The 23,924-nt window shown below is 70.0% G+C and carries 22 protein-coding genes and 1 tRNA gene; 7 read left to right on the forward strand and 16 right to left on the reverse strand.

Features of this window, described 5'->3' with window-relative positions; translation table 11 throughout:
- The first annotated feature begins 8 nt into the window (after positions 1-8).
- Positions 9-1,955: a vWA domain-containing protein gene (locus OG587_RS01290; protein ID WP_329086015.1), complete on the forward strand. Its 1,947-nt coding sequence runs from the start codon at positions 9-11 to the stop codon at positions 1,953-1,955.
- Positions 1,956-1,975: 20 nt separating this feature from the next.
- Here OG587_RS01290 and OG587_RS01295 read toward each other — a convergent pair whose 3' ends face one another.
- The gene (locus OG587_RS01295; RefSeq protein ID WP_329086017.1) at positions 1,976-2,398 is read right to left on the reverse strand and encodes a DUF6292 family protein; all 423 of its coding nucleotides are present in this window, start codon (positions 2,396-2,398) and stop codon (positions 1,976-1,978) included.
- Positions 2,399-2,798: 400 nt separating this feature from the next.
- Here OG587_RS01295 and OG587_RS01300 point away from each other — a divergent pair, with 400 nt between their 5' ends.
- A complete protein-coding gene (locus OG587_RS01300) occupies positions 2,799-3,122 on the forward strand; it encodes a hypothetical protein (RefSeq protein ID WP_329086019.1) in 324 nt (107 codons plus the stop codon).
- 51 nt (positions 3,123-3,173) lie between these two features.
- Positions 3,174-3,599, forward strand: a complete 426-nt coding sequence (locus OG587_RS01305) for a hypothetical protein (RefSeq protein ID WP_329086021.1) — start codon at positions 3,174-3,176, stop codon at positions 3,597-3,599.
- A 163-nt stretch (positions 3,600-3,762) separates the two neighbouring features.
- Here the strand turns inward: OG587_RS01305 and OG587_RS01310 are convergent, their stop codons facing one another.
- Positions 3,763-4,902 carry a cystathionine gamma-synthase gene (locus OG587_RS01310; protein ID WP_329086022.1) on the reverse strand — a complete coding sequence of 380 codons (1,140 nt, stop codon included), beginning with the start codon at positions 4,900-4,902 and terminating at the stop codon, positions 3,763-3,765.
- 461 nt (positions 4,903-5,363) lie between these two features.
- On the opposite strand from OG587_RS01310, the gene OG587_RS01315 reads away from it, so the two are divergent.
- Entirely contained in the window at positions 5,364-6,653 is a 1,290-nt protein-coding gene (locus OG587_RS01315; RefSeq protein ID WP_329086024.1) for a sensor histidine kinase, read from the forward strand.
- A 193-nt stretch (positions 6,654-6,846) separates the two neighbouring features.
- Here the strand turns inward: OG587_RS01315 and OG587_RS01320 are convergent, their stop codons facing one another.
- A complete protein-coding gene (locus OG587_RS01320; protein WP_329086026.1) occupies positions 6,847-8,217 on the reverse strand; it encodes a cystathionine beta-synthase in 1,371 nt (456 codons plus the stop codon).
- A 134-nt stretch (positions 8,218-8,351) separates the two neighbouring features.
- Between OG587_RS01320 and OG587_RS01325 the strand changes: the two genes are divergently transcribed.
- From OG587_RS01325 to OG587_RS01335, 3 genes are all read left to right on the forward strand, one after another.
- Positions 8,352-9,326 (forward strand): SGNH/GDSL hydrolase family protein, encoded by a 975-nt coding sequence (locus OG587_RS01325; protein WP_329086028.1) that lies wholly within the window; start codon positions 8,352-8,354, stop codon positions 9,324-9,326.
- A 59-nt stretch (positions 9,327-9,385) separates the two neighbouring features.
- Complete coding sequence (locus OG587_RS01330; RefSeq protein ID WP_329086030.1) at positions 9,386-10,729, forward strand: outer membrane protein assembly factor BamB family protein; 1,344 nt, start codon at positions 9,386-9,388, stop codon at positions 10,727-10,729.
- Positions 10,730-10,874: 145 nt separating this feature from the next.
- Positions 10,875-12,095, forward strand: coding sequence for an acetyl-CoA C-acetyltransferase (locus OG587_RS01335; protein ID WP_329086032.1), 1,221 nt, complete (start codon positions 10,875-10,877; stop codon positions 12,093-12,095).
- Between the two features lie 60 nt (positions 12,096-12,155).
- On the opposite strand, the gene OG587_RS01340 is transcribed toward OG587_RS01335, so the two are convergent.
- From OG587_RS01340 to OG587_RS01400, 13 genes are all read right to left on the reverse strand, one after another.
- Positions 12,156-12,566 carry a PPOX class F420-dependent oxidoreductase gene (locus tag OG587_RS01340; protein WP_329086034.1) on the reverse strand — a complete coding sequence of 137 codons (411 nt, stop codon included), beginning with the start codon at positions 12,564-12,566 and terminating at the stop codon, positions 12,156-12,158.
- Positions 12,567-12,637: 71 nt separating this feature from the next.
- Positions 12,638-12,865 carry a DUF4287 domain-containing protein gene (locus OG587_RS01345; protein ID WP_329093696.1) on the reverse strand — a complete coding sequence of 76 codons (228 nt, stop codon included), beginning with the start codon at positions 12,863-12,865 and terminating at the stop codon, positions 12,638-12,640.
- A 186-nt stretch (positions 12,866-13,051) separates the two neighbouring features.
- Complete coding sequence (locus tag OG587_RS01350) at positions 13,052-13,837, reverse strand: Bax inhibitor-1/YccA family protein (RefSeq protein ID WP_329086036.1); 786 nt, start codon at positions 13,835-13,837, stop codon at positions 13,052-13,054.
- Between the two features lie 147 nt (positions 13,838-13,984).
- Complete coding sequence (locus tag OG587_RS01355) at positions 13,985-14,368, reverse strand: winged helix-turn-helix transcriptional regulator (protein WP_329086038.1); 384 nt, start codon at positions 14,366-14,368, stop codon at positions 13,985-13,987.
- Between the two features lie 537 nt (positions 14,369-14,905).
- Positions 14,906-14,978 (reverse strand) — tRNA-Leu (locus OG587_RS01360).
- A 202-nt stretch (positions 14,979-15,180) separates the two neighbouring features.
- Entirely contained in the window at positions 15,181-16,497 is a 1,317-nt protein-coding gene (locus OG587_RS01365; RefSeq protein ID WP_329086040.1) for an NAD(P)/FAD-dependent oxidoreductase, read from the reverse strand.
- Positions 16,498-16,667: 170 nt separating this feature from the next.
- Positions 16,668-17,468 carry a uracil-DNA glycosylase gene (locus OG587_RS01370; protein ID WP_329086043.1) on the reverse strand — a complete coding sequence of 267 codons (801 nt, stop codon included), beginning with the start codon at positions 17,466-17,468 and terminating at the stop codon, positions 16,668-16,670.
- A 329-nt stretch (positions 17,469-17,797) separates the two neighbouring features.
- Complete coding sequence (locus tag OG587_RS01375) at positions 17,798-18,973, reverse strand: hypothetical protein (RefSeq protein WP_329086045.1); 1,176 nt, start codon at positions 18,971-18,973, stop codon at positions 17,798-17,800.
- 168 nt (positions 18,974-19,141) lie between these two features.
- Positions 19,142-20,101: a Ppx/GppA phosphatase family protein gene (locus tag OG587_RS01380; protein WP_329086047.1), complete on the reverse strand. Its 960-nt coding sequence runs from the start codon at positions 20,099-20,101 to the stop codon at positions 19,142-19,144.
- Positions 20,098-20,646: a DUF501 domain-containing protein gene (locus tag OG587_RS01385; protein ID WP_329086049.1), complete on the reverse strand. Its 549-nt coding sequence runs from the start codon at positions 20,644-20,646 to the stop codon at positions 20,098-20,100. The genes OG587_RS01380 and OG587_RS01385 overlap by 4 nt, the downstream gene beginning before the upstream one ends.
- 40 nt (positions 20,647-20,686) lie before the next feature.
- The gene (locus tag OG587_RS01390; protein WP_329086051.1) at positions 20,687-21,097 is read right to left on the reverse strand and encodes an FtsB family cell division protein; all 411 of its coding nucleotides are present in this window, start codon (positions 21,095-21,097) and stop codon (positions 20,687-20,689) included.
- A gap of 253 nt (positions 21,098-21,350) precedes the next feature.
- The gene (gene eno, locus OG587_RS01395) at positions 21,351-22,628 is read right to left on the reverse strand and encodes a phosphopyruvate hydratase (protein WP_329086053.1); all 1,278 of its coding nucleotides are present in this window, start codon (positions 22,626-22,628) and stop codon (positions 21,351-21,353) included.
- Between the two features lie 343 nt (positions 22,629-22,971).
- Positions 22,972-23,916, reverse strand: coding sequence for a MazG family protein (locus OG587_RS01400; protein ID WP_329086055.1), 945 nt, complete (start codon positions 23,914-23,916; stop codon positions 22,972-22,974).
- Between the last annotated feature and the right edge of the window lie 8 nt (positions 23,917-23,924).

Below are 23,924 nucleotides of genomic sequence, written 5' to 3' on the forward strand. Positions count from 1 at the left end.
GTGTCTGCATGAGCTATCGCTATGGCGAATACCGGGACGGGCCCGACCCGCTCGCCCCGCCGTACGACGTCCGTTCGGCGCTGGACCGGATGGGCGACGCGATCCTGTCCGGCTCCAATCCCGCGCACGCCCTGCGCGACCTGCTCAAGGAGGGCCTGCCGGGCGCGCGGGACCGTCGTGGCCTTGAGGATCTTCTCCGCGAGGTGCGGCGGCGCCGCCGCGAGGTGCGCGAGCGCGGCCGTCTCGACGGCACGCTGGAGCGGGCCAGGGCGCTGCTGGACAAGGCGATCGGCCAGGAGCGGGCCGAGCTGTTCCCCGACCCCTCGGACGAGGCCAGGCTGCGCGAGGCGGAGCTGGCCGCCCTCCCCGACGACACCGCGAGCGCCATCCGGGAGCTGGGCACCTATCAGTGGCGCTCGGCCGCCGCCCAGCGGACCTTCGAGGAGCTGCGCGACCTGCTGCGCAGGGAGGTGCTCGACAGCCAGTTCCGCGGCATGCGGCAGTCTCTGGCCAACCCCGACCCGGCCGCCATGGAGCGGGTCAGGGAGATGATGTCCGATCTGAACGACATGCTCGACCGGGATTCCCGGGGTGAGCACACCCAAGCCGACTTCGAGCAGTTCATGTCGAAATATGGGGACATGTTCCCGGAGTCGCCGCGGAACCTGGAGGAGCTGGTCGACACCCTGGCCCGGCGGGCCGCGGCCACCCAGCGCCTGCTGGCCTCCCTGACCCCGGCCCAGCGTGAGGAGCTCGACCAGCTGATCGAGCAGACCCTCCGGCAGGCCGGGCTGGACGAGCAGATGCGCCGCCTGGGCGAGTCCCTCTACGCCCGCCGCCCCGACCTGGCCTGGAACACCCCGGAGCGACTGAGCGGCGATGAGCCGATGGGAATGTCCGACGCCGTGGGCGCCCTGGACGAGCTCGCCGACCTGACCCAGCTGGAGGCCGCGCTCCGCCAGGACTACCCCGGCGCCCGGATGGACGACATCGACGAGGCGGCGATCCGGCGCGCCCTGGGCCGGTCGGCCGTCGACGACCTGGAGGCGCTCAAGCAGGTCGAGCGCGAGCTGGAGCAGCAGGGCTACCTCCTCCGCCGGCGCGGCAAGCTGGAGCTCACCCCCAAGGCCGTACGGCGCCTGGGGGAGACCGCGCTGCGCCGCGTCTTCGCCTCCCTGGAGAGCGGGCGCCGCGGCGACCACGACCAGGTGGACGCGGGCTCGGCCGGTGAGCTCACCGGCTCCTCACGGCCCTGGCGGTTCGGCGACGAGCAGCCGATCGACGTGGTCCGTACGGTGATCAACGGGGTCCGGCGCGCCGGGATCGGCGGCGCGGTGACCCTGTCCGTCGACGACTTCGAGGTGGCCGAGACCGAGCGGCGCACGGCGGCCGCGGTGTGCCTGCTGGTCGACCTCTCCTACTCGATGGCGCTGCGCGGCACCTGGGCCGCCGCCAAGCAGACGGCGATGGCGCTGCAGGCGCTGGTGGCCTCGAAGTTCCCCCAGGACTCGGTGCAGATCATCGGCTTCTCCAACTACGCCCGGGTGCTGCAGCCCGACGAGCTGGCGGGCCTGGAGTGGGACATGGTCCAGGGGACGAACCTGCACCACGCCCTGCTGATCGCCGGACGCCACCTGGACCGCCACCCCGACTTCGAGCCGGTCGTGCTCGTGGTCACCGACGGTGAGCCCACCGCCCACCTGCGGCGCAACGGCTCGGCGGCCTTCGAGTGGCCGCCGACCCAGGAGACGCTGGAGCTGACCCTCGCCGAGGTCGACAAGATGACCCGGCGCAGGGCGACGCTCAACGTCTTCATGCTGGCCGACGACGAGCGCCTGAAGGAGTTCGTGAACGAGGTCGGGCGGCGCAACGGCGGCCGGGTCTTCTCCCCCGGCGCCGACCGCCTGGGAGAGTACGTCGTGAGCGACTTCCTGCGGGCCCGCCGCACCCGCTGAGTCTGAGCCCCCTGCGGGCCTCAGGCGCCGACGTAGGCGACGTAGCCGTCGAGCGCCAGATCGAAGCCGTCGCGATAGTGGCGGTAGGAGCGGTAGCAGGGCCGCCACGCCGTGCTGTTGCCGACGCCCGCGCGGGCGTCGGCGATCGCGGAGGGGACCCGCTCCGGGGAGGGCAGGAGGCCGCCGCCCAGATAGCGGTCGTCGGTGAGAACCGTGGGGGTGGCGGGGTCGCCGCTCGCGTAGCGGCCACGGCGCCAGCCGCTCTCCTCGTCCCAGACGAGCGCGTCACCGCCGGTCAGGCGGATGGTGACGGTGCGCGGGTCGCAGGGGCCCTGCCACCAGCTCTCGACCTGGTCACCCAGCGCCCCGACGACGAGGCCGACGTAGTGGCACGGCTGGTCCCGCCACTCCTCGGTATACGGCTCAACATGTTTGACACCCACGGGGGCACTCCCTTGTGCCGTCTTACTCTGTTCGATGGAACGCCCACCCGGCACGACCACGGCTTCACCGCCGCCGGTCTCATCACACGGGAACGAGCTCGCCCACGATCCTACTAACCTCCCGGGCGTGCTCTGAGCGGAATGCGAAGATCGACAATCTCGTACGGTCGATATCGCCCCTTGCCCAAACCGTGACCCCTCCGTAACAACCGTGTTGAAACAAGACCCGTCTACCCAGTAAAGGAAAAACACGTTCCCGAAGGGAGAGGAAGTGAGCCCGATGCTCGCGGGAATTCTCGTGGCGCTGATGCTCATCGTCTGCGTCTGTTTCGAGTTGTGCATGATGCCGCACACCCGCGACAGGCACGACACCGTCGAAGGCGAGTGAGCCGACCCTGTCTTGAACGGCGGCGACATCCGGGAAATGCTTGTTCCCCACGCCCCGGAGGGCTCCATGTGGATAATGGCCACGACAGTCGGCGCGATCGTCGTCGCGGGCTTTCTGATCGTCCTTGTGGCCGTCGTGATCAGCATTCACGTCGAGGACGGGCGTTTCACGATCACCGGTGACGCGCCCGGCAGGGCCACCGCGAGAACGCGCAGGCTGCTCGGGCTGAAGGTCGACCACAGCACCTGCAGGAAAGCGAAGGATCCGGAGCACGCCTGCCCGCTGTGCCGGAATGTCCTTCAAACGATCATTAAGGAAGACCCCGCCGGCGAGTGACACCGCGCGAGCCGTACCCAGACGAGATCATCGGATACTAATGTCTGGCGCATGACAGACCTGCTGCTCTGGCTGCACATCGGTTTTGCGATCTTCGCCCTGGGGCCGATCACCGCCGCCACGATGTCCACTCCCAGATTCATCCGCGCCAAGAACGTCGACGTCCTGCGCTATCTGCACAAGACCACGCGCATCTATGGTTTCGCGTCCGTCGGGGTCTTCCTGTTCGGGCTGTTGCTGGGCCGCGAATTCCTCGGAAAGCCGTATCTGTCGGTATCCATGACGCTTTTCATCGTCGCGGCGGTGCTGCTGGTCATGGTGGACCGGGACCAGAGCACCGCCATCCGGGTTCTCACCAGCGAGAGCCCGGACGACGACGCCAAGGTGCAGGTCGGCCGGATCGCCGCGCTCTCCGGCGTGATCGTGCTGATCTGGGTGGTCATCCTGGCGCTGATGGTCTGGGGCAACCCGACCTGAGCCGCCCGGCGGCCCGGCCTGACTCCGTCGTGCCCCGCGTGAACCCACCGCACCCGGCCGAACCCGACGCGGCCCGTCTGAACCCATGGCGGCCCGGACACGCTCGTGGCGACGGCCCGCCCGGAGCCCGCGTTCCCCTCCCCGCGCCTCCCTGTGCCCGCTCCTACCCCAGCGCCTGGGTGAGGTCGGCCAGCAGGTCGTCGATCGACTCGATGCCGACCGACAGGCGTACCAGGTCGCCGGGAACCTCCAGCGGCGAGCCCGCCACGGAGGCGTGGGTCATCCGGCCGGGGTGCTCGATCAGCGACTCCACGCCGCCGAGCGACTCGCCCAGGGTGAACAGCTTGGTCCTGTTGCACAGCTCGACGGCCTCGGCCTCCCCTCCGGCCATCCGGAAGGAGACCATCCCCCCGAAACGCCTCATCTGCTTGGCCGCCACCTCGTGGCCCGGGTGGTCGGCCAGGCCCGGATAGAGCACCGAGGTCACCCGCGGATGGGCGAGCAGCAGGTCCACCACCCGCTCGGCGTTCTCGCAGTGGCGGTCCATCCGCACCCCGAGCGTCTTGAGGCCGCGCAGTGTCAGCCAGGCGTCGAACGGCCCGGCCACCGCGCCCATCGCGTTCTGGTGGTAGGCGAGCTCCTCGCCCACTCCGGCGTCCCGCGCGACGAGCGCGCCGCCGACCACGTCGGAGTGGCCGCCCACGTACTTGGTGGTGGAGTGCACGACGATGTCCGCACCCAGTGCCAGCGGCTGCTGCAGGTACGGGGAGGCGAAGGTGTTGTCCACCACCAGCAGCGCGCCGCACTCGGTCGCGATCTGGGCCAGGGCCGCGATGTCCGCGATGCCGAGCAGCGGGTTGGTGGGCGTCTCCACCCAGATCATCTTGGTCTTCTGGGTCACGGCGGCCAGCACCGCCGTCAGGTCGCCCAGCGGCACCGGGTCGTAGTGCAGCCCCCAGCGCTCGTGGACCTTCGCGAACAGACGGTAGGTGCCGCCGTAGGCGTCGTTCGGGATGATCACGTGGTCACCCGGCTTGCAGATCGCGCGGAGCACCGTGTCCTCGGCCGCCAGGCCGGAGGCGAAGGCCAGGCCACGGCTGCCGCCCTCGACGGCGGCCATGGCCTCCTCCAGCGCTCTTCTGGTCGGGTTGGCCGACCGGCTGTACTCGTATCCGGCGCGCAACCCGCCCACGCCGTCCTGCTTGTAGGTGGACACCGCGTAGATCGGCGGCACCACGGCCCCGGTGTAGGGGTCGGGCTCCTGACCTGCGTGGATGGCCAACGTCTCGAATCCATGGTTCATGGGGCCAACGCTACTCTTGACGTGCTCTTCGGCATAAATGCCGAGGATTCAGCCCGTGTCACTCGCGCGACACCTCTGTGGCTTCCTGCTTCATCGACCTGAGCCATCGAGATGGTCTTATCGGGTCTCCACAGGCTTTCGAGTCCTCACGAACTCCGTTCCCGCACACCCGGCGGTACCTGACCCGAGCAACGTACCAGGCACCAATCCGCCGTGGCGGCGGATCGGCGCCTGTCCCGCCATGCGAGAGGATTCACTTCACCTCCGGCGTGAACATCGGAGCACTGTGGACGAATCCGGTAGCACGATCCCGATGACGGTCATCTCTTTCCCCCTTCGACCTTTCAAGGATCGGCGACGGGTTCCCGGCGCCGCCTCCGCTGAAGGACCGGTTCTCCCGGGAACGGTTCGGCCGAACGGCCGATATGACATATCCCCCCCGAGGCTTAGGCTCGGGGACCGTGGGAGAGACGAACCGGCTGATCTACTGGGTCAAACGACTCAGCGAGATCGCGTTGATCGGCTGGCTCCTCCTGCTCCTGCTGATCGACGTGGTGTCGGCGACGAGCGGCCTCAACCCGGCGATACTGCTGAGCCCCGTGTGCGGTCTGGTGGGCGTCGTGGCGGTGGTGCGACGCCGTCGCTGGCGGGTCCGCGGATTCGTCACCCTGCTGACGGTCTCGTTCCTGTCCTCCCTGCTCATCGGGATCACCAAGGGCGACGGCAGTCCCGGCGCGGCCGAGATCGGGTCGCTGCTGGTCCTCACCGTCGGCGGGCTGCGCGCGATCGAGCCGGTGCGGCGGGCCGCGCTGTTCTCCCTGGCGGCGATGGTCGTGCTCGAGGCCTCCGCCACTCGCCTGAACTCCACCGGCCCGGAGCCGGCGATGGCCGTCGGCTTCCTGCTCTTCGTCTGCTGGTCCTTCGCCGCCGGTATCGGCGCCTACCTCCGCTTCCAGCTGGAGCGCCGCAGGGAGGCCGTCGACACGGTACGGCGGTCCGAGCGCCTGGAGCTGGCCAGGGAGCTGCACGACCTGGTCGCCCACCACATCACCGGGATCGTGGTGCAGGCTCAGGCCGCCAAGGTCGTCGCCGAGCAGAAGCCCGAGGCCGTGGTCCCCTCCCTGGAGGCGATCGCCAACGCCGGGGCCGACGCGCTGACCTCGATGCGCCGCCTGGTCAGCGTGCTGCGCGCGGAGGACGAGGCCGCCCGCTCACCGGGCAGCACGCTCATGGACATGCGCACGATGGTCGAGCGCTTCTCCGCCGCGGGCCCCCGGGTCACCTTCGACATCGGCCAGGGCATCGCCGACGGCACCGTGGCCCCGGAGGTGATGACCACCCTGCACCGGGTCCTCCAGGAGTCGCTGACCAACGTCCGCAGGCACGCCCCCGGCACCGGCTGGGTCGAGGCGGACCTGAAGCTCACCGACGGCTCCGACCTGCGTGCCTGGGCCGAGAGCGTACGCGCGAGGACGAGAAACGGCCAGGACCCGCGGGGCCGGCGTACCGCCTACGCCTCCGCGGGCCCCCCGGCCGGCGACGGCGTCTCCGGAGGCACCTCGGCCACCGGAGGCGCCGTACGGCTGCGGGTGCGCAACTACGGCTCGACGGCCGACGCCAGGATCTCCCGCCTCGGTGGCGGGTTCGGCCTGGTGGGCATGGCCGAGCGCGTCGAGGCTCTCGGCGGACGTCTCATGGCCGGGCTTACCCCCTCCGGGGCCTGGGAGGTGATGGCGGAGTTTCCGCTCTGAGCCCCGCGATCTCCCTGCCCTCTCCGCGCCCCCTCCGTCCTTGAAGACCCCTGAAGACCCTTGAAGACGCGGCCCCTCCGTCCCCGAAGACGCGGTTCGAAAGGCGCGGCCCCGGAGACCCGGTCACGGGGACCTTCGGATCTCCGGGGCCGGAGAAGGCGGAGAACCCGGCGGGAAGCCGGGCTGGTGGCTGCTAGTGGCTGGCGAGAAAGGCCAGCAGGTCCTGACGGGTGATCAGGCCGACGGGCTTGCCGTCGTCGAGGACGACCGCGGCGTCGGCCTTCTCCAGCGCCTCGACGGCGATGGAGACCGGCTCCCCCGCGCCGATCGTCGGCAGCGGCTGCGACATGTGGTCGGCCAGCGGGTCGGTCGGCCGCACCCGGCCCCGGTAGAGGGCGTCGAGCAGGTCGCGCTCCAGGATCGAGCCGACCACCTCGGCGGCCATGACCGGCGGCTCCTCCTTCATCACCGGAAGCTGCGACACCCCGTACTCGCGCATGATCGAGATGGCCGTGTCGACCGACTCGTGCGGGTGGGTGTGCACGAACTCCGGCATGCCGGACCTCTTCTGGGTCAGCACGTCCTTGACCAGGCCCTCCTCGCTGGAGGTGGTCAGGAAGCCGTAGTCGGCCATCCACTCGTCGTTGAAGATCTTCGACAGGTAGCCCCGGCCGCCGTCGGGCAGCAGCACCACGATCACGTCGTCAGGCCCGGCCCGCTCGGCCACCCGCAGCGCCGCGACCGTCGCCATGCCGCAGGAGCCGCCCACCAGCAGCGCCTCCTCGCGGGCCAGGCGGCGGGTCATGTTGAAGGAGTCCTTGTCGGAGATCGCGATGACCTCGTCGCAGATCGTGGTGTCGTAGTTGGCCGGCCAGATGTCCTCGCCGACGCCCTCCACCAGGTACGGCCGCCCGGTGCCGCCGGAGTAGACCGAGCCCTCGGGGTCGGCCCCGATGACCCTGACCCGGCCGCCGGAGACGTCCTTGAGGTAGCGGCCGGTGCCGCTGATCGTGCCCCCGGTGCCCACGCCCGCCACGAAGTGGGTGATCCTGCCCTCGGTCTGGTCCCAGATCTCCGGGCCCGTGGAGTGGTAGTGGCTCTCGGTGTTGCGCGGGTTGGAGTACTGGTCCGGCTTCCAGGCGTTCGGCGTCTCCCTGGCCAGCCGGTCGGAGACCGAGTAGTAGGAGTCGGGGTGGTCGGGAGAGACCGCCGTCGGGCAGACCACGACCTCGGCACCGTAGGCGCGCAGGACCGAGATCTTGTCCTGGGCCACCTTGTCGGGCACCACGAACAGGCAACGATATCCCCGCTGCTGGGCCACGATGGCCAGGCCGATCCCGGTGTTACCCGAGGTGGGCTCCACGATCGTGCCCCCCGGCCGCAGCTCCCCCGACTGCTCGGCGGCGTCGATCATCCGGACCGCGATGCGGTCCTTCACCGACCCTCCGGGGTTGAAATACTCCACCTTCGCCAGCACCTGGGCGGAAATTCCCTCCGTCACCTTGTGCAGTCGGACGAGAGGGGTGTTGCCCATCAGCTCGACGAGCGAGTCATGTACGCGCACCGGGATATCACCTCGAAATACCAAAGCTCGGTCAGCTTGTTGTTGTGATCGCCGTGATCCCATTGGGGGTGGCGGGGACTCGGCTGTGTTACCAAAGGCAACGCTACCGCCCCGTACGGAGGGAGCGACGCCACGTGATCTGGACACCGGGTACGGCGAGAGTCGCCCGCCGCGTCGCCGCGGCGGCCGCGCTGGGCGGAGGGGGCCTCACCGCGCTCGGCGCGGCGACCTACGGCCTGCTGCTGGCCGAGGCCCTGGTGGCCCGCCGCGCCGTCGGCCGCCCGCACGGCATGGAGGGTCCGCCGTCGGACGGGGTGTACGGGGCCTTCGGCGGCGAGCCCGTCAGGATGGTCATGCTCGGCGACTCCACCTCCGTCGGCCTGGGCACCTCCGACCCCGCGGAGACGCCCGCCGTACTGATCGCCGGCGGGCTGGCCGTGATCGCCGAGCGGCCGGTGCGGCTGACCGTGGCGGGCAGGTCGGGAGCGACCTCCGCGGAGCTGGGCGAGCAGGTGGACGAGGCGCTGAGGGCCCGGCCCGAGATCGCGGTCATCTTCATCGGGGCCAACGACGTCACCTCGCAGAGCAGGCCGGCCCACGCCGTACGGCACCTGCAGAAGGCGGTCAGGCGGCTGCGGGAGGCGGGGGCGGAGGTGGTCGTGGGCACCTGCCCCGACCTGGGCACGGTCCGGCCGATCGCGCAGCCGCTGCGCTGGGTGACGCGGCGGTGGAGCCGCCAGCTGGCCGCCGCGCAGACCGTCGCCGTGGTCGAGGCGGGCGGGCGGACGGTGGCCTTCGCCGACCTGCTGGGACCGGAGTTCGACGCCAACCCCGCGGAGATGTTCGGCCTTGATCATTATCACCCATCTGCTCAAGGTTATCTCCAGATTGCTTACGCGGTGCTACCTTCCGTATGCAGTGCGTTGGAACTCTGGCCCGAGCCCCGGGCCCGGCGCGCTGAGTCGATCTACCTCGCGGCGGCCAAGGCCGCGGAGGAGCCCGGCGCCGAGGTCTCCGCGACCCGTGTCGCCGGACGAGCGACCGGACCTCACGGACGGTGGGTGACCATGCTCGGCCGAAGGCCGTGGATGCGGCCCAACGACGCCTGAACACGGTCACCCTCCGCTGCGAAGCCGTAACGCCTCGCCCGCATTGGAGTGGAATACCCGTGATCCGGCCCCTCGCGAAACCGGCCCTGGTGCTCGCCGGAGCTTTGACCCTGGGCGGCTGCTCCGGCACTGAAGCGGCCACCCCTGACCATCCCACCTGGCACAACACCGAGGTGAACGCGGTCAGCCGCACCACCACCGCCGGTGGCGTCGCCACGACGACCTCCATGAAACCCGACGGCACGCTGGAGACGGTGGCCCTCGACCTCGCCACGGGCAGGAGGCTGTGGGCCCATCCCTCGACCATGGCGGGCCGCCTGCCGGGGATGGGGGTGCCCGCCCCCGCGATCGTCGAGACCTCCGCGGGGCAGGCCGTCGCGGTGACGATCGACCCCGCCAGGCGGGGCCGCTGGAAGGCCACGCTCGTCGGCCTGGACGCCAGGACCGGGGAGCGCAGGTGGAGCCGCCCGGTGCACTCCACCTTCGGCCCGCAGCGGTGCGGGGCGTTCGTGTGCGTGTCCGAGAACACCGCGCTGGCGAGCGCCCGCGTCGTCGTCCTCGATCCGGCCACCGGCAAGGCCATGTGGAAGATCCCCGGCATCGCCGAGGCCGAGTGGTCCGACGCCTCGCGCGTGGTGTTCCTCCGCCTGGCCCGGCATCCCGTCCTGGAGGCGCACGACCTGAAGACCGGCAAGGTCGTCTGGCGTCTCCCCGTCGAACAGCCCCTCGGCTCCGGGGTGGACCTGTCGGGAGGCTGGGCCTTCGGCGCGACGGCGGGAAACCTCGTCGGATACGTCGCCCCCTACACCAACCCGAAGACGAGCAAGGTGTCCGCCTTCGGGCTGTTCTCCGTCAGGCTGGCCGACGGCACGGTCAACTGGATGCGCCCGTCGGTGGTCCGCGTCTACCCCAGCGGCAGCCCCGGCTTCGCGCCGGTGGTCCGCCCGGTCGACCAGGAGGGCCGGTACGGCGGGTTCGCCCGGCTGGAGGCCGGCAGCGGCCGGGTGCTCGGCCAGATCTCCGCCGAGCAGGTTCCCGAGCAGGGCTGGTGGCTGGCCTTCCCGTCCCGTATGGAGAAGGTCGGCTTCCTGCGGCACGACAAGCCGGGCAACGTCTTCGACCTGCCCACCGGTCGCAACGCCGACGTCAAGGACGAGCGCGCCTGGTCCTTCTGCGTGACCGATCCCAAGCCGCTCGCGCTCAAGGGCCAGAACCCCGGCTTCTACTCGGTGGCCTCGCTGTGCGAGTACAGGCTGGCCGACGGCAAGCGGGTGTCCGGTTCCCGCGTCCCGCCCCTCTGGTTCACCGGCAGCCAGAACGGCTGGCGGATGTGGCGCGACGAGAAGGGCGGCCTCCACGGGATCAGGGACGGCGACGGCACCTCCCCCGGCATGTACGGCTGACATCCGGAGCCCCGTCCCGTCCCCGGCGGGACGGGGCCCTGCGCGTCCCGTACAAAGTTCTGTTACCACGCCCCCTGGACGTGGCTTCGGGCATACCGCGCGGTACGCTCCGCTGGAGGAGTAGACACGAACCCAGGAGAGCCACATGCCCGAGGCAGTCATCGTCGCGACCGCGCGCTCGCCCATCGGACGCGCCTTCAAGGGGTCCCTCAAGGACATCCGCCCCGACGACCTGACCGTACAGATCATCCAGGCCGCGCTTGCCAAGGTCCCCCAGCTCGACCCGACCACGATCGACGACCTCATGCTGGGCTGCGGCCTGCCGGGCGGCGAGCAGGGCTTCAACATGGGCCGGGTGGTCGCCACCCTGCTCGGCCTGGACGGCGTGCCGGGCACCACCGTGACCCGCTACTGCTCGTCCTCGCTGCAGACCACCCGGATGGCCCTGCACGCGATCCGGGCCGGTGAGGGTGACGTGTTCGTCTCCGCGGGCGTGGAGTGCGTCTCCCGCTTCGCCAAGGGCAGTTCCGACTCGCTGCCCGACACGATGAACCCGCTGTTCGGCGACGCCCACGCCCGCTCGCTCGGTGCCGCCGAGGGCGGCAAGGGGGTCTGGCACGACCCGCGCGAGGACGGCCAGGTGCCCGACGTCTACGTGGCGATGGGCCAGACGGCGGAGAACCTCGCCGGGCTGAAGGGCGTCTCCCGGCAGGAGCAGGACGAGTTCGGCGTCCGCTCCCAGAACCTGGCGGAGAAGGCCATCGCCAACGGCTTCTGGGAGAGGGACATCACCCCGGTGACCCTCCCCGACGGGACCGTGGTGAGCAGGGACGACGGTCCCCGCGCGGGGACCACCTACGAGGCGGTCTCCCAGCTCAAGCCGGTCTTCCGGCCCGACGGTACGGTCACCGCGGGCAACTGCTGCCCGCTGAACGACGGCGCCGCCGCCGTGATCGTGATGAGCGACGTCAGAGCCGCCGAGCTCGGCATCACCCCGCTCGCCCGGATCGTCTCCACCGGGGTGACCGGCCTGTCCCCCGAGATCATGGGCCTGGGCCCGGTCGAGGCCTCGAAGCAGGCCCTGGCCAGGGCGGGCATGGCCATCGGCGACGTGGACCTCGTCGAGATCAACGAGGCGTTCGCCGCCCAGGTCATCCCGTCCTACCAGGACCTCGGGATCGACATCGACCGGCTCAACGTCAACGGCGGCGCCATCGCGGTCGGCCACCCCTTCGGGATGACCGGTGCCCGCATCACCTCCACGCTGATCAACAGCCTCGCCTTCCACGACAGGTCGATCGGCCTGGAGACCATGTGCGTCGGCGGGGGGCAGGGCATGGCGATGGTCCTGGAGCGCCTCAGCTGAACCCGGCCGGGCACCCGTGCCCCGGGTGCCCGGCCGCGGTATCCCCGCGCCGGAGGCCGGTCAGCCGTGCACGTCGGGGCCGGCGCGGGTGATCGCGACCCTCAGGATCACCCTCCGCTCCCGCTCCATGGCGGCCCGGTAGTCGTCCCAGTCGGGGTGCTCGCCGGAGATGTCGCGGTAGTAGCCGACCAGGAGATCCATCGCCTCGGGCAGGGAAACGATCTCCGCGACCCCGTCGATCTGGATCCACCCGCCGAAGAAGGCGTCGGTCGTCACGCAGAGTGAGACCTGCGGATTCCTGCGGAGATTGCGCACCTTCGCCGCGGTCTCCCGGGTGCTGACGATCGCGTTCCCCTCCGCGTCGAGCCCCACGACGACCGGGGAGAGCTGCGGGCGGCCGTCGGCGTGCGAGGTCAGCATGATCGCGCGGTGGTTGGCGCGGATGAATTCGCGTGCCTTGTCGTGATCCATGACCCCATCATGGCCCGCACATCAAAGCCCGCACCACTGGGGGCGGCGCGGGCTTCGCGGAGATAGGCGACTTACAGGTAACGGGTACGGCGGTGCCGCTCGTGCTCGTGCACAATGGCGGCGGCGTAGCCGTGAGTCAGCCCGTGCTCATCGGCGAGCCAGGTGGCACGCTCATCACAGCGAAGGAACGACGGGCCGTTGTCGATTGCTTGGAACCACTCTGGGAGTGCGCGTCCCGTGATGTCCGGGACCCTTGCGATCAGCTTGCTCTGCGTCTCCAGTGAGTGGTTCAACGACATGGGCACCTCCACGGATAGGCTCCTTTGCTCGACAGTGCATCACGAAAGCCCAGATAGCAAGCCCCGAGATGCTCTCTTCCGTCGCGGTTCGTCTATCCCCCGTTGCCTCCCGTTCACTCACGTGTACGCCCAGAAAAACGGGAGGCCCCGCCGGAACGAATCCGGCGGGGCCTCCCGGCGCTGTCGTCAGTCGCTACTGGAGAAGTAGCTCAGCAGGCGCAGGATCTCCAGGTAGATCCAGACCAGGGTGACGGTCAGGCCGAAGGCCATCAGCCACGAGTACTTCTCCGGGGCGCCGTTCTTCACCCCGCGCTCGACCTCGTCGAAGTCGAGGAGCAGGAAGAAGCAGCCGATGAGGATCGCGGCGATGCTGAACACGTAGGCCAGCACGCCGCCGGAACGGATGCCGATGCCGTCCTCGATGAAGAAACCGGCGACCAGGTTGATGAGCGCGAGGCCCATCAGGCCCAGGGCGGCGGCCACGACGAACTTGGTGAACTTCGGCGTCACGCGGATGATCCGCAGGGAGTAAACGGTCAGCATGGCGGCGAAGGCCAGAGCCGTACCGACCACCGCCTGGAAGACGATGCCGCTGTACAGATCGTTGTAGATGTGGCTGATCACACCGACGGCGACACCGTAGGCGACCGAGTAGCCGAGGATCAGCACGGGGTTGGTGCTGGACTTGAACGAGATGACCAGGGCGAGGATCAGACCGACGATGACACCGGCGATCGCCGCGACCATGCCGAGGTTGAGCACCCAGGCGACCGCCGCCGAGACGACAAGCGTGCCAAGCGTGATGAAACCACGCACAACCACGTCGTCAATCGTCATCGTCCGCTGTGCGGGCGGCGCGTATGACGGCGTGTTGTACATGCCCTGAAGCTGGTCAGGGGTCGGGGTCGGCACGCCCCAGCCTTGCTGCTGGCCCTTGGCCTGCCGACTGAATACGGGGTTCTTGCTCTCCATCGCTGCCTCCACGCTGCGACCTACGCGATCAGCGTATTAGATCGGTTGTCACACGGCCGTATCGTGCTGATATCTATGTTGTCCAAGTGACCGTACGGCTACCGCCGATATTGCCAACGAACGGGTGGCTCCGCCGGTTCCCGGGTCTCACATCTGTTTCGCCGATCGCTCGTCGAAAAGCCGCTGCGACGCCTCGACCTCGTCGAGGTTGCGGCGCGCCCACTCGCAGATGCCGGTCACGGCCACCGACAGGTCGCGCCCCATCCGGGTGAGCACGTACTCCACCCTGGGCGGCGAGGTCGGGTAGACGTTGCGCTCGACGATGCCGTCGCGCTCCAGGGCCCGCAGCGTCCGGGTCAGCATGCGCTGGTTGATCCCCTCGATCCGCGCCTTGAGCCGGGAGAACCGCTGGGCCCCGTGCCCCAGTGCCGCGATCACCAGCAGGGACCACTTGTCCCCGATGTGACCGATCACCTGCCGGGCGATCCCGTTCGCCCGGAGCACGGGCTCCAGGTTCGCCTCGTCCCTCATGGTTACTATTTTATACCGGAGATCCATCGAATCCCAGAGGGCGAGACAAATCGTTCCGTGACCACATTCGCACTGGTCACGGAACGATTGCCGGTGCGACGCGATTGGGGAGGACCGGCCGCGGCGCGTTGTCTCGCAGTCACCCAGTCCGCGATGAAAGAGCTGTGGCCGACGGATTCCCCGAAGGAATTCTTACCGTCCATATCGCTAAGTTACGGCCAGGTCTTTCGGGAGGGGAGGTGCGGCGGGACGTCCACCCCGGATCGCCGAGCGGGCGGGGCACCGTGTCGCCGCGGTCGCCGCGCCCCCTCCGTCCACGCGAAGTGCGCCGGAGGGCGGGGAAGCCCCGCCCGGCGGCGAATCCCGAACGCACCCGAGAAGGCTCATCACATTTAGGTAACCCCGAAAGTTCCGCGGGCGCATTTGGGATGGACAGCCGTGACCGTTCGGCGCCGGCCGCGGACGGCCGGATAACGCAGAAAGGCCCATGACCGCGTTTTCACTGGTCACGGGCCTTGCTCGGCAGGTCATCATGAGTGCCCCCGGAGGGATTCGAACCCTCACTCGAACCCTTTTAAGGGGTTTGCCTCTGCCATTGGGCTACGGGGGCGCCGTAATCATACGTAACGGACCACTCATGCGTAACTGCTCAAGGCAACCGTCGCATCACTTCCGTTGAGAATCCATGGATCGCCCCCTCTTCGGGGAACCCGGTCAAGGAATAGCACACCGCCGGGAACGGCGAACCCGGAGGTGGGCCTCGTCGCCCGCCCCCGGGTTCGGGAGTTCGGTTCGCCTCCGGGTCCGGACGTTCAGTTCCCCGCCGCGGCGCGGAACTCCGTACGCGGTTCCTCGATCTCTCCGAGAGAGACGGTCTCGCGCTTGAAGAAGAGCGCCAGGGTCCAGTCGGCCGTCACGCGGACCTTGCGGTTGACGGTGGGCACCCGCGACAGGTGGTAGGTGCGGTGCATGAACCACGCGGCGAGCCCGCGGAGCTTGATCCCGTAGACGTTGGCGACGCCCTTGTGAAGGCCGAGCCCGGCGACGGAGCCGACGTACCTGTGCCGGTAGTCGGCGAGTTCCCGTCCGTGCAGGCTCCGGGTGATGTTGTCCGCGAGGACCTTGGCCTGCCGTACGGCGTGCTGCGCGTTGGGGGCGCAGTACTCGCCGGGGTTGGTCAGGTCGGGCACCCCGGCCACGTCTCCGGCCGAGTAGGCGTCCTCGACTCCGACCACGGTCAGGCGGGGGGACGTCTTGATCCGGCCGCGCTCGTCGAGGGGCAGGTCTCCGGCGTTCACGACCGGGCTGGGCTTCACCCCGGCGGTCCAGACGATGGTGGCGGCCTCGAACTCGTCGCCGTCGGAGAGCTTGACCCGGCCGCCCACGCAGGACTCGAGGCGGGTGTTCATCTTGACCTCGATGCCGCGCTCACGCAGCTGCTCGGCGGTCCACGCGCCCATCTCGGGGCCGACCTCGGGGAGGATGCGGTCGGTGGCCTCGACGAGGATCCAGCGCATGTCCGCGCGGGAGATGTTCCGGTAGTAGCGGGTGGCGTCGACCGCCATGTCCTCCAGCTCGGCGAGTGCCTCGACGCCCGCGAAGCCTCCGCCGACCACGACGAACGTCAGAGCGCGCCTGCGCAGGGTCTCGTCCTCGTCGCTCTCGGCCCGGTCGAGGAGCTCCAGCACCCGGTTGCGCAGCGCGATCGCCTCGCCGACCGTCTTGAAACCGATCGCGGAGTCGGCCAGGCCGGGAATGGGGAGCGTACGGGAGATCGATCCGGCGGCCATGACCACGATGTCGTAGTCGATCTCGTGCGGCGTCCCGACGTTGGGCGCGAAGGTGACGGACTTGGCCGCGTGGTTGACCTTGGAGACCTTGCCGTTGAGGATCGTCGCCTTCGAGAGCACGCGGCGGAGCGGGACGACCACGTGCCGGGGCGAGAGGTTTCCCGCGGCGGCCTCGGGGAGGAAGGGCTGGTAGGTCATGTGGGATTCGGGGGTCAGGACGGTGATGCGCACGCTTCCTTCGCGGAGTTCCTTGCGGAGGGTGTGCTGCAGGCGCAGCACGGTGTAGAGGCCGACGTAGCCTCCACCGACGACCACGATGTGCTTGGAGTTGCGGTTCACTTCGACGCCATCCTTAGTTTCATAGCTTGTGAAACCTTTCACAAGCATACGCTCGCGCCCCCGATCACGCCAGTCGCCCATCTGGCAATCTGGCCAGAATTTCCGAAGATGGCGATAAACACCCACTCTTGCCAGCAGAATTTCCGACAATATTCTCTTTGTGATCGAGTTCACAAGGCACGAAGCGCGTTCGCCCTGGTGAAGAGATCGTCGAGCATCCGCGCGGTCACCCGGCCGGTGAAGGTGTTCTGCTGGCTGGGGTGATAGCAGCCGAGAAGACGCGCGGAACTTCCCTGAGGAGAGGTGATCTCCACCTCGGCGCCGTGCCCGAAGGGCGGTCTCGGCCGCGGCAGGGCGTACCCGGCGTCCTTCAGCGCGGGCCAGATCGCCTGCCAGGCGAACCCTCCCAGCGCGACGACCACCCGTACGTCCGCCGAGACCAGGGCCACCTCGCGGGACAGCCAGGGGAAACAGGCGGCCCGCTCGGCGGGCTCGGGCTTGTTGGCGGGCGGGGCGCACCGGACCGCCGCCACCATCCGCGCGCCGACGAGCCGCTGGCCGTCATCCGCGCGGAGGCTGGTCTCCTGTACGGCCAGGCCCGTCCGGTACAGCGAAGCGAACAGCCAGTCGCCGCTGCGGTCTCCGGTGAAGATCCTCCCGGTCCTGTTGCCGCCGTGCGCCGCCGGGGCCAGCCCGACGATGAGGACCTCGGGCCTCTCGTCGCCCCACCCGGCGATGGGCCTGCCCCAGTACGTCTCCTCGGCGAACGCCCGCCTTTTGACCGTCGCCACCTCCTCGCGCCACTCCACCAGGCGCGGGCAGGCCCGGCAGACCGACTGCGCGGCCGTGAGCTCCGCGAGGGTACGGCTCTCCCTCGCGAGTTCCCGTACTTCGGCGGGGTCGTGGGCGACGGGGGTGCCGGGCCGGGCGGGATCACCGGGCCAGCCGGATCCGGGAGGAACGTAGGTCATGCCCTCGATGGTGCCCGACGCGGGAGACCGCGAGGTCCACACCCCGCCACCCGCCCCGCGACGGTCCGCGGAAGGCGGGCCTCCGGGACGCGAACCCGGGGACACGAGCTTCGGGGACGCGAACCCGCGGAACGCGGGCCTCGGGGACGCGAACCCCGGAGGGCGGGCGCGGGGGCGGAGAACGGATGCGGGAAATCGGAGCGCGGGCCTGGGAAAAGCGGGTCCGGGAAGGCGAAAGGCGACGCCCGCTGGGTGCGGGCGCCGCCTGTCTCACTCGGGACGCGGCCCGGCGTCAGCCGCCGGGCGCGCTACCTTGACCTACCGTGCCCTCAGGGGATGGGGGTCGCGGTGGGGGTGGGGGTGGGGGTCGGAGTGGGGGTGGGAGTAGGCGTGGGGGTCGGGGTCGGGGTCGGGGTGGGGGTCGGCGTCGGGGCGGGCTTGCAGAAGACCTTGCCCACCACGGTGCCGGTGGTCGAGCCACCGTAGATCTCGATCGCGCGCCTGGACTCGCCGGAGGCCGAGGTGGTCCAGCTGTCGGACACGCTCTGACGCTGCGAGCCGTGACCGCTGAAGTGGGCGTACTTCCAGTCGCCCGCCACACCGTTGGTCAGCCAGCGGTACTTCACGGTGGTACGACCGCTCGCGCTGATCGTGCCGGTGAACGTACGGGTCGTCGGGCAGGTGCCGCTGTAGACGGACGGGCCGTCGACGGACGCCCAGACCTTCGGCGCCTCGTCCTTGCAGCGGATCTTGAAGTAGGCGCGGTTGGAGGAGGCCTCCAGCGAGCCGACGATCTGCAGCGAGGCCCAGCCCCTGAAGTCGTCACGGGGCTTGATCACGTGGAAGACCTTGCGCGAGCCGTTGACGCGGACGGCGTCACGCTCGACGACGCGGCCGTTGACGACCCAGCGGTAGTGCACCCAGCGGTTACCGGGGACGTTGATGCGACCGATCAGGGCAGCCTTGCAGTTGCCCTCGTCGACCCACACCTCGGCGCTGGCGCGGGGGGTGTTGATCTCGTGGTCGTCCTCGTTGGAACCACAGGAGACCGAGAAGTAGCCCTTCGAGGAGGTGGCGCCGCGCGGGGCCACGACCTGGACGGCCTGCCACCCCTTGACGTCACCCTTGAAGGTGGCCTTCTCCTTGACCGTGAAGCTCTTGACGCCCTTGCCGCGGAAGGTGAAGGACTTCACCTTGCTCTTGGAGCCGTCTCCGCGCAGCCACCGGTAGGCGACCGTGGTCTTGCTCTTGACGGCCTTCACCTTGATCTTCGAGGAGAAGGTCACGTTGACAGGGCACTCACCCGCGTACTTCGCGGGCGACGCCTTGGGGGTGCCGGCAGAGACGGCGGGCCTCGGCTTGGCGGCGGCCGAGGCCACCTTCCCCGCCTGGCTCGACCCACTGGCCGCCGCTGCGGGCGTGGCCAGCATTCCTACTGCCATGGTCGCCAGCATGGCCGCGCTGGCTCCTGCTGCGGCTAGCTTTCTGGCTAGTCCGGACTTCATGAGGGGATGCTCCGTTCGTTGGGAAGCAAAATCGCTCAGGAGACGGTTGCCGCCCCGACAACAGCTGTGCCGGGCCCCACGGCAAAGCCTCACTAAAGCTTCTTTACCTAACCATAAACGAGAAGCTTTCCTCAATACTCCCTAAACAGGCGAATTGTCTAGGTCTTGTTACGAATCGGCGATCGACCACGCGATGCCGTCGAGGATGTCGTGCTCACTGGCGACCACATCGCCGAAGCCGTAGCGGGTCACTATCCGGTCCAGGATGAGCGCGCCCGCCCCGATCACGTCGACCCTGCCGGGATGCATGACGGGAATCGCCGCCCGCCGTTCAACGGTCATTCCAAGCAGGCGTTCGGCGATGTCATGCACCTGACCTGCTGCAATTCGCGAATGGTGGATTTTCTTCGGATCGTATTCCGTCAGCTCAAGCGCTATTCCGGCGACGGTGGTGACGGATCCCGCGAGCCCGACCATCGTCAGCGCCCGCTCCACGGGCACCTCGGCCGCGACCCGGTCGAGCGCGTCGTCGATGTCGGCGGTCATCGCCGCGATCGCCTCCGCCGACGGAGGGTCGCCCGCGTCGCGCAGGTGACGCTCGGTCAGCCGGACACACCCGATGTCGACCGACAGCGCGGCCTCCACGTGCGTCGAGCCGAGCACGAACTCGGTCGAGCCGCCGCCGATGTCGACCACGAGGTACGGGGGGCGGGTGCCGTCGGGGGCGGGCAGGCCCGTCTCGTACGAGAACCGCACCAGATCGCGGGTGGCCCCGGAGAACGACAGCTCCGCCTCCTCCGCACCGGTGATCACCTCGGGCTCCACGCCGAAGATGTCGCGTACGCCGTCCACGAAGTCCTGCCGGTTGGCGGCGTCTCTCGTCGCGCTGGTGGCGACCACGCGGACCGAGGAGGCCCCGTGCCCGTCGATGAGCCCGGCGTAGCCGCGCATGGCGGTGAACGTGCGCTCCAGGGCCTCCGGCGCCAGCCTGCCGGTCTTGTCGACCCCCTGGCCCAGCCGGACAATCTCCATGCGGCGTTCCAGGTCGATCAGCCTGTCCCTGCCGACGTCGGCGACGAGCAGGCGGACGGAGTTGGTGCCACAGTCGATCGCGGCGACGCGGATCACTCGGTCTCCTTCGTGGTCGGTGCCACGGCCTGGGCACACGGTGCTGTGGGCTGGGCGACGCAGGGCCCGGCGGACCACCAGTCGCCGAGCGCGTCGAGGGCCTCGCGGCCGAAGGGGTTGCCGCCGGGGACCGCGAGCTCGTGCCCGACCAGGGCGTGCAGGCACTTCACCCGGGTGGGCATGCCCCCGGTGCTCTGCATGTCGCGGGGCAGCGGCTCCAGGCCGTCCTCGGCGGCCACCCTGTCGCGGCGCGCCACGTAGTCGTCGTGGGCGGCCCGGTAGGCCTCGGCCAGCTCCGGATCGTCGGCGAGCCTGGCCTGCATGTCCCGCATCATCCCCGAGGTCTCCAGCGTGCCGATGGCCGAGGCGGCCCTGGGGCACGTGAGGTAGAACAGGGTCGGGAAGGGCGATCCGTCGGGCAGCCTCGGGGCGGTCTCGACGACGTCGGGAAGCCCGCACGGGCAGCGGTGCGCCACCCCCCGCAGTCCTCGCGGCGTCCGGCCGAGCTGTCGCTCCACCGCCGCCACGTCGCGGTCATCAACCATTCGTGACACCCCCTGAAAGACGACAACCAGGGTATCGGCGTCACCCGGTGGCCTTGGCCGCCTTCTGCCCCCCGCCGCTGTCGGCGGCCTTGACCGAGTCCCACAGCGTCTCGTACCACGGCGGCCTGGCGACGGCCTTCCGCTCACCGGTCGTGCCCCTGCCCGACGAGGGCGACTCCCCCATGACGACGTAGCACTTCTGCCCGGGATCGCAGTAGAAAAGCCGCTCCCTGCCCTGCCGCTTGATGAAGCCGGGGTCAAGGAGCTGCTTGGAGCGGTCGTCCAGGGCTTTGATCGCGGCGATCTCCCTGGCCTTCTCCTGCTCCAGCTGGGCGATCTGGCGACGCTGGGCGACGTACTCCCTGACGGGGTAGGCGAGGCTCATGGCGATCGCGCACACCACGATCGCGAGCACCGCGGCCCGTCCCGTCAGCTGCGGCCGTGCCGCCATGCGCCCTCCTCCGTCTCCACGCTCTCGTGGCGTCGTCCACCGTGCCCCGCACGATGGTCGCGACACCGGCGGGGGCCGATCTCTCCGCGTCGGTCCGGCATCGATCTCCGGCGCCGGTCCTCGCCGGCCCCTCCGCCGCTCTCCTCATCCCGGTCTCCTCGATCGGGACCGGGGCGGGGAGATCGGCGTTCGCCCGCGGTTGTGGCTCGCGGTGTGGCTCGCGCCCGGATCGGACGCGAGCCGCCAGACGAAACTACCGCCGGAAGCGCGGGAAGGCGGCGCGACCCGCGTAACGGGCCGCGTCGTCCAGAAGCTCCTCGATGCGGAGCAACTGGTTGTACTTGGCCACCCGGTCGGAGCGGGCCGGGGCACCGGTCTTGATCTGGCCGCAGTTGGTGGCCACGGCGAGGTCGGCGATCGTGGTGTCCTCGGTCTCGCCGGAGCGGTGGCTCATCATGCAGCGGTAGCCGCTGCGGTGGGCCAGGTCCACGGCGTCGAGGGTCTCGGTCAGGGTGCCGATCTGGTTGACCTTGACCAGCAGCGCGTTGGCGGTGCCCTCGGCGATGCCGCGGGCCAGGCGCTCGGGGTTGGTCACGAACAGGTCGTCGCCGACCAGCTGGACCTTGTCGCCCAGGGCGCGGGTGATGGCGTTCCAGCCCTCCCAGTCGCTCTCGTCCAGCGGGTCCTCGATGGAGACCAGCGGGTAGTTGGCGACCAGGTCCTCGTAGAAGGAGATCAGCTCGGCGGAGGACAGGCCCTTGCCGTCGATGGTGTAGACGCCGTCCGAGTGGAACTCGGAGGCGGCCACGTCGAGGGCGAGCCCGATGTCCTCACCCGCGACGTATCCGGCCTTCTCGATGGCGACCAGGATCAGGTCGAGCGCGTCGCGGTTGGAGGGCAGGCTCGGCGCGAAACCGCCCTCGTCGCCGAGGCCGGTGGCGTAGCCCTTCTCCTTCAGCACGGCCTTGAGGGCGTGGTAGACCTCGGTGCCCATCCGCACGGCCTCGCGGAACGTCTCCGCCCCGATCGGGGCGATCATGAACTCCTGGATGTCGACGTTGCTGTCGGCGTGCGCGCCGCCGTTCAGGATGTTCATCATCGGCACCGGCAGCACGTGCGCGTTCGGCCCGCCGAGGTAGCGGAAGAGCGGCAGCTCGGCGCTCTCCGCGGCGGCCTTGGCCACCGCGAGCGAGACGCCCAGGATCGCGTTGGCGCCCAGGCGTTCCTTGTTGGGCGTGCTGTCCAGGTCGATCATGACCTGGTCGATGCTGCGCTGCTCGGCGGCGTCGAACCCGAGGATCTCGTCGGCGATCTCGTCGGTCACACCGAGAACGGCCTTCTCCACACCCTTGCCGCCGTAGCGCTCGTCGCCGTCACGCAGCTCGACGGCCTCGAACTGGCCGGTGGACGCGCCGCTGGGAACCGCGGCGCGCCCCTGGCTGCCGTCGTCCAGGAGGATGTCGACCTCAACCGTCGGGTTGCCCCGGGAGTCAAGGATCTCTCGGGCGGTAACGCCCTCGATGGAAGCCACGAAGCGCTCCTAAAGTCGCAGGACAGTTTGCCTCAGAAGCCTACCGATACCTACTGACGGGTACGGCGGCCGGGACGCTTCCGGATGATGTCCGTAGGGGCCCAGGGACGGGCTGGGAGGTGACCGGACACCAAGCGGCGGCCGGGGTCCGGGAGATGGTCGGGGTCCGGGAGGTGGTCGGGGGCCGGGAGGTGGCCGGGGGCCGGAGGGCGGGGTCCGGGAGGTGGCCGGGGGCCGGGAGGTGGCCGGGGGCCGGAGGGCGGGGTGGCCGGGCCGCGCGTCGTCCCGAATCGGGAGGATGCCCCGACGCGCCACCGCGGCCGCCGGGCTCGGAGGCCCGCCCTCAGAGCCGCTGGGCTCGGACCTGGTCGCGGTAGGCGCGGGCGACGGCGCGCAGCTCGGCCTCCGGGTCGAGACCGGTCGCCTGCGCCTGCCGTACGAGCTCGAAGAGCCTGGCGCCAAGGCCGTCGGCGGGAACCCCCTCGGGGAGGGCGGCGGGGGCTCCGGCGCGCTCGGCGCGGCGCAGGAGCTGCGCGACGAGGGAGAGCGCGGGCTGGCCCATCGGGACGCCGTCGACGGCCGAACCCGGGTCGCCGCCGTTCTTGGCCGCGCGCTCGGCGGCCTTGATGGTCTCCCAGTTGGCGCTGACCTCGCCCGCGCCCTCCACCCGGGTGTCGGCGAAGACGTGCGGGTGACGGCGGACGAGCTTGGCGACGATGCCCTCGGCCACGTCGTCGACGTCGAACCCGTCGGGCCGCTCACCGGCGACCCGCGCGTGGAAGGCCACCTGCAGGAGCAGGTCGCCCAGCTCCTCGCGCAGCGCCGCGTGATCGCCCTCCTCGATGGTCTCCAGCACCTCGTAGGCCTCCTCGATGAGGTACGGGGCCAGGGACTCGTGGGTCTGGCGGGCGTCCCAGGGGCACTCGACCCGGAGCCGGTCCATCACCGAGACCAGGTCGAGCAGCCGCGCGCCCGGCAGGTCGTACGAGCCCGGCACGACCTCGATCACCGGCGGCTCTTCGAGCGCCACGGCGGCGTAGCCGATGGAGCGCATCAGCGCCTCGTCGGCCTCCAGCCACACGACGGTCGCCGACCCGGCCTCGCGGACCAGCGCGGCCGGATCGGGGACGACCACCTCGACCTCGACCCCGGCCTCCGCCAGGTAGGGCAGGTGCGGGTGGTCCGCGGACCCGGTACGTACCGGGCCCTCCTCAAGGACCTGCCACGCGCGGCGGCTGAGCAGCCCCGGGGCGACCCGGGGCGAGGTGGTGACGACGATCAGCGGCATGCCCGGAG

This window comes from Streptosporangium sp. NBC_01469, from assembly GCF_036227305.1.
Taxonomy (GTDB): Bacteria; Actinomycetota; Actinomycetes; order Streptosporangiales; family Streptosporangiaceae; genus Streptosporangium.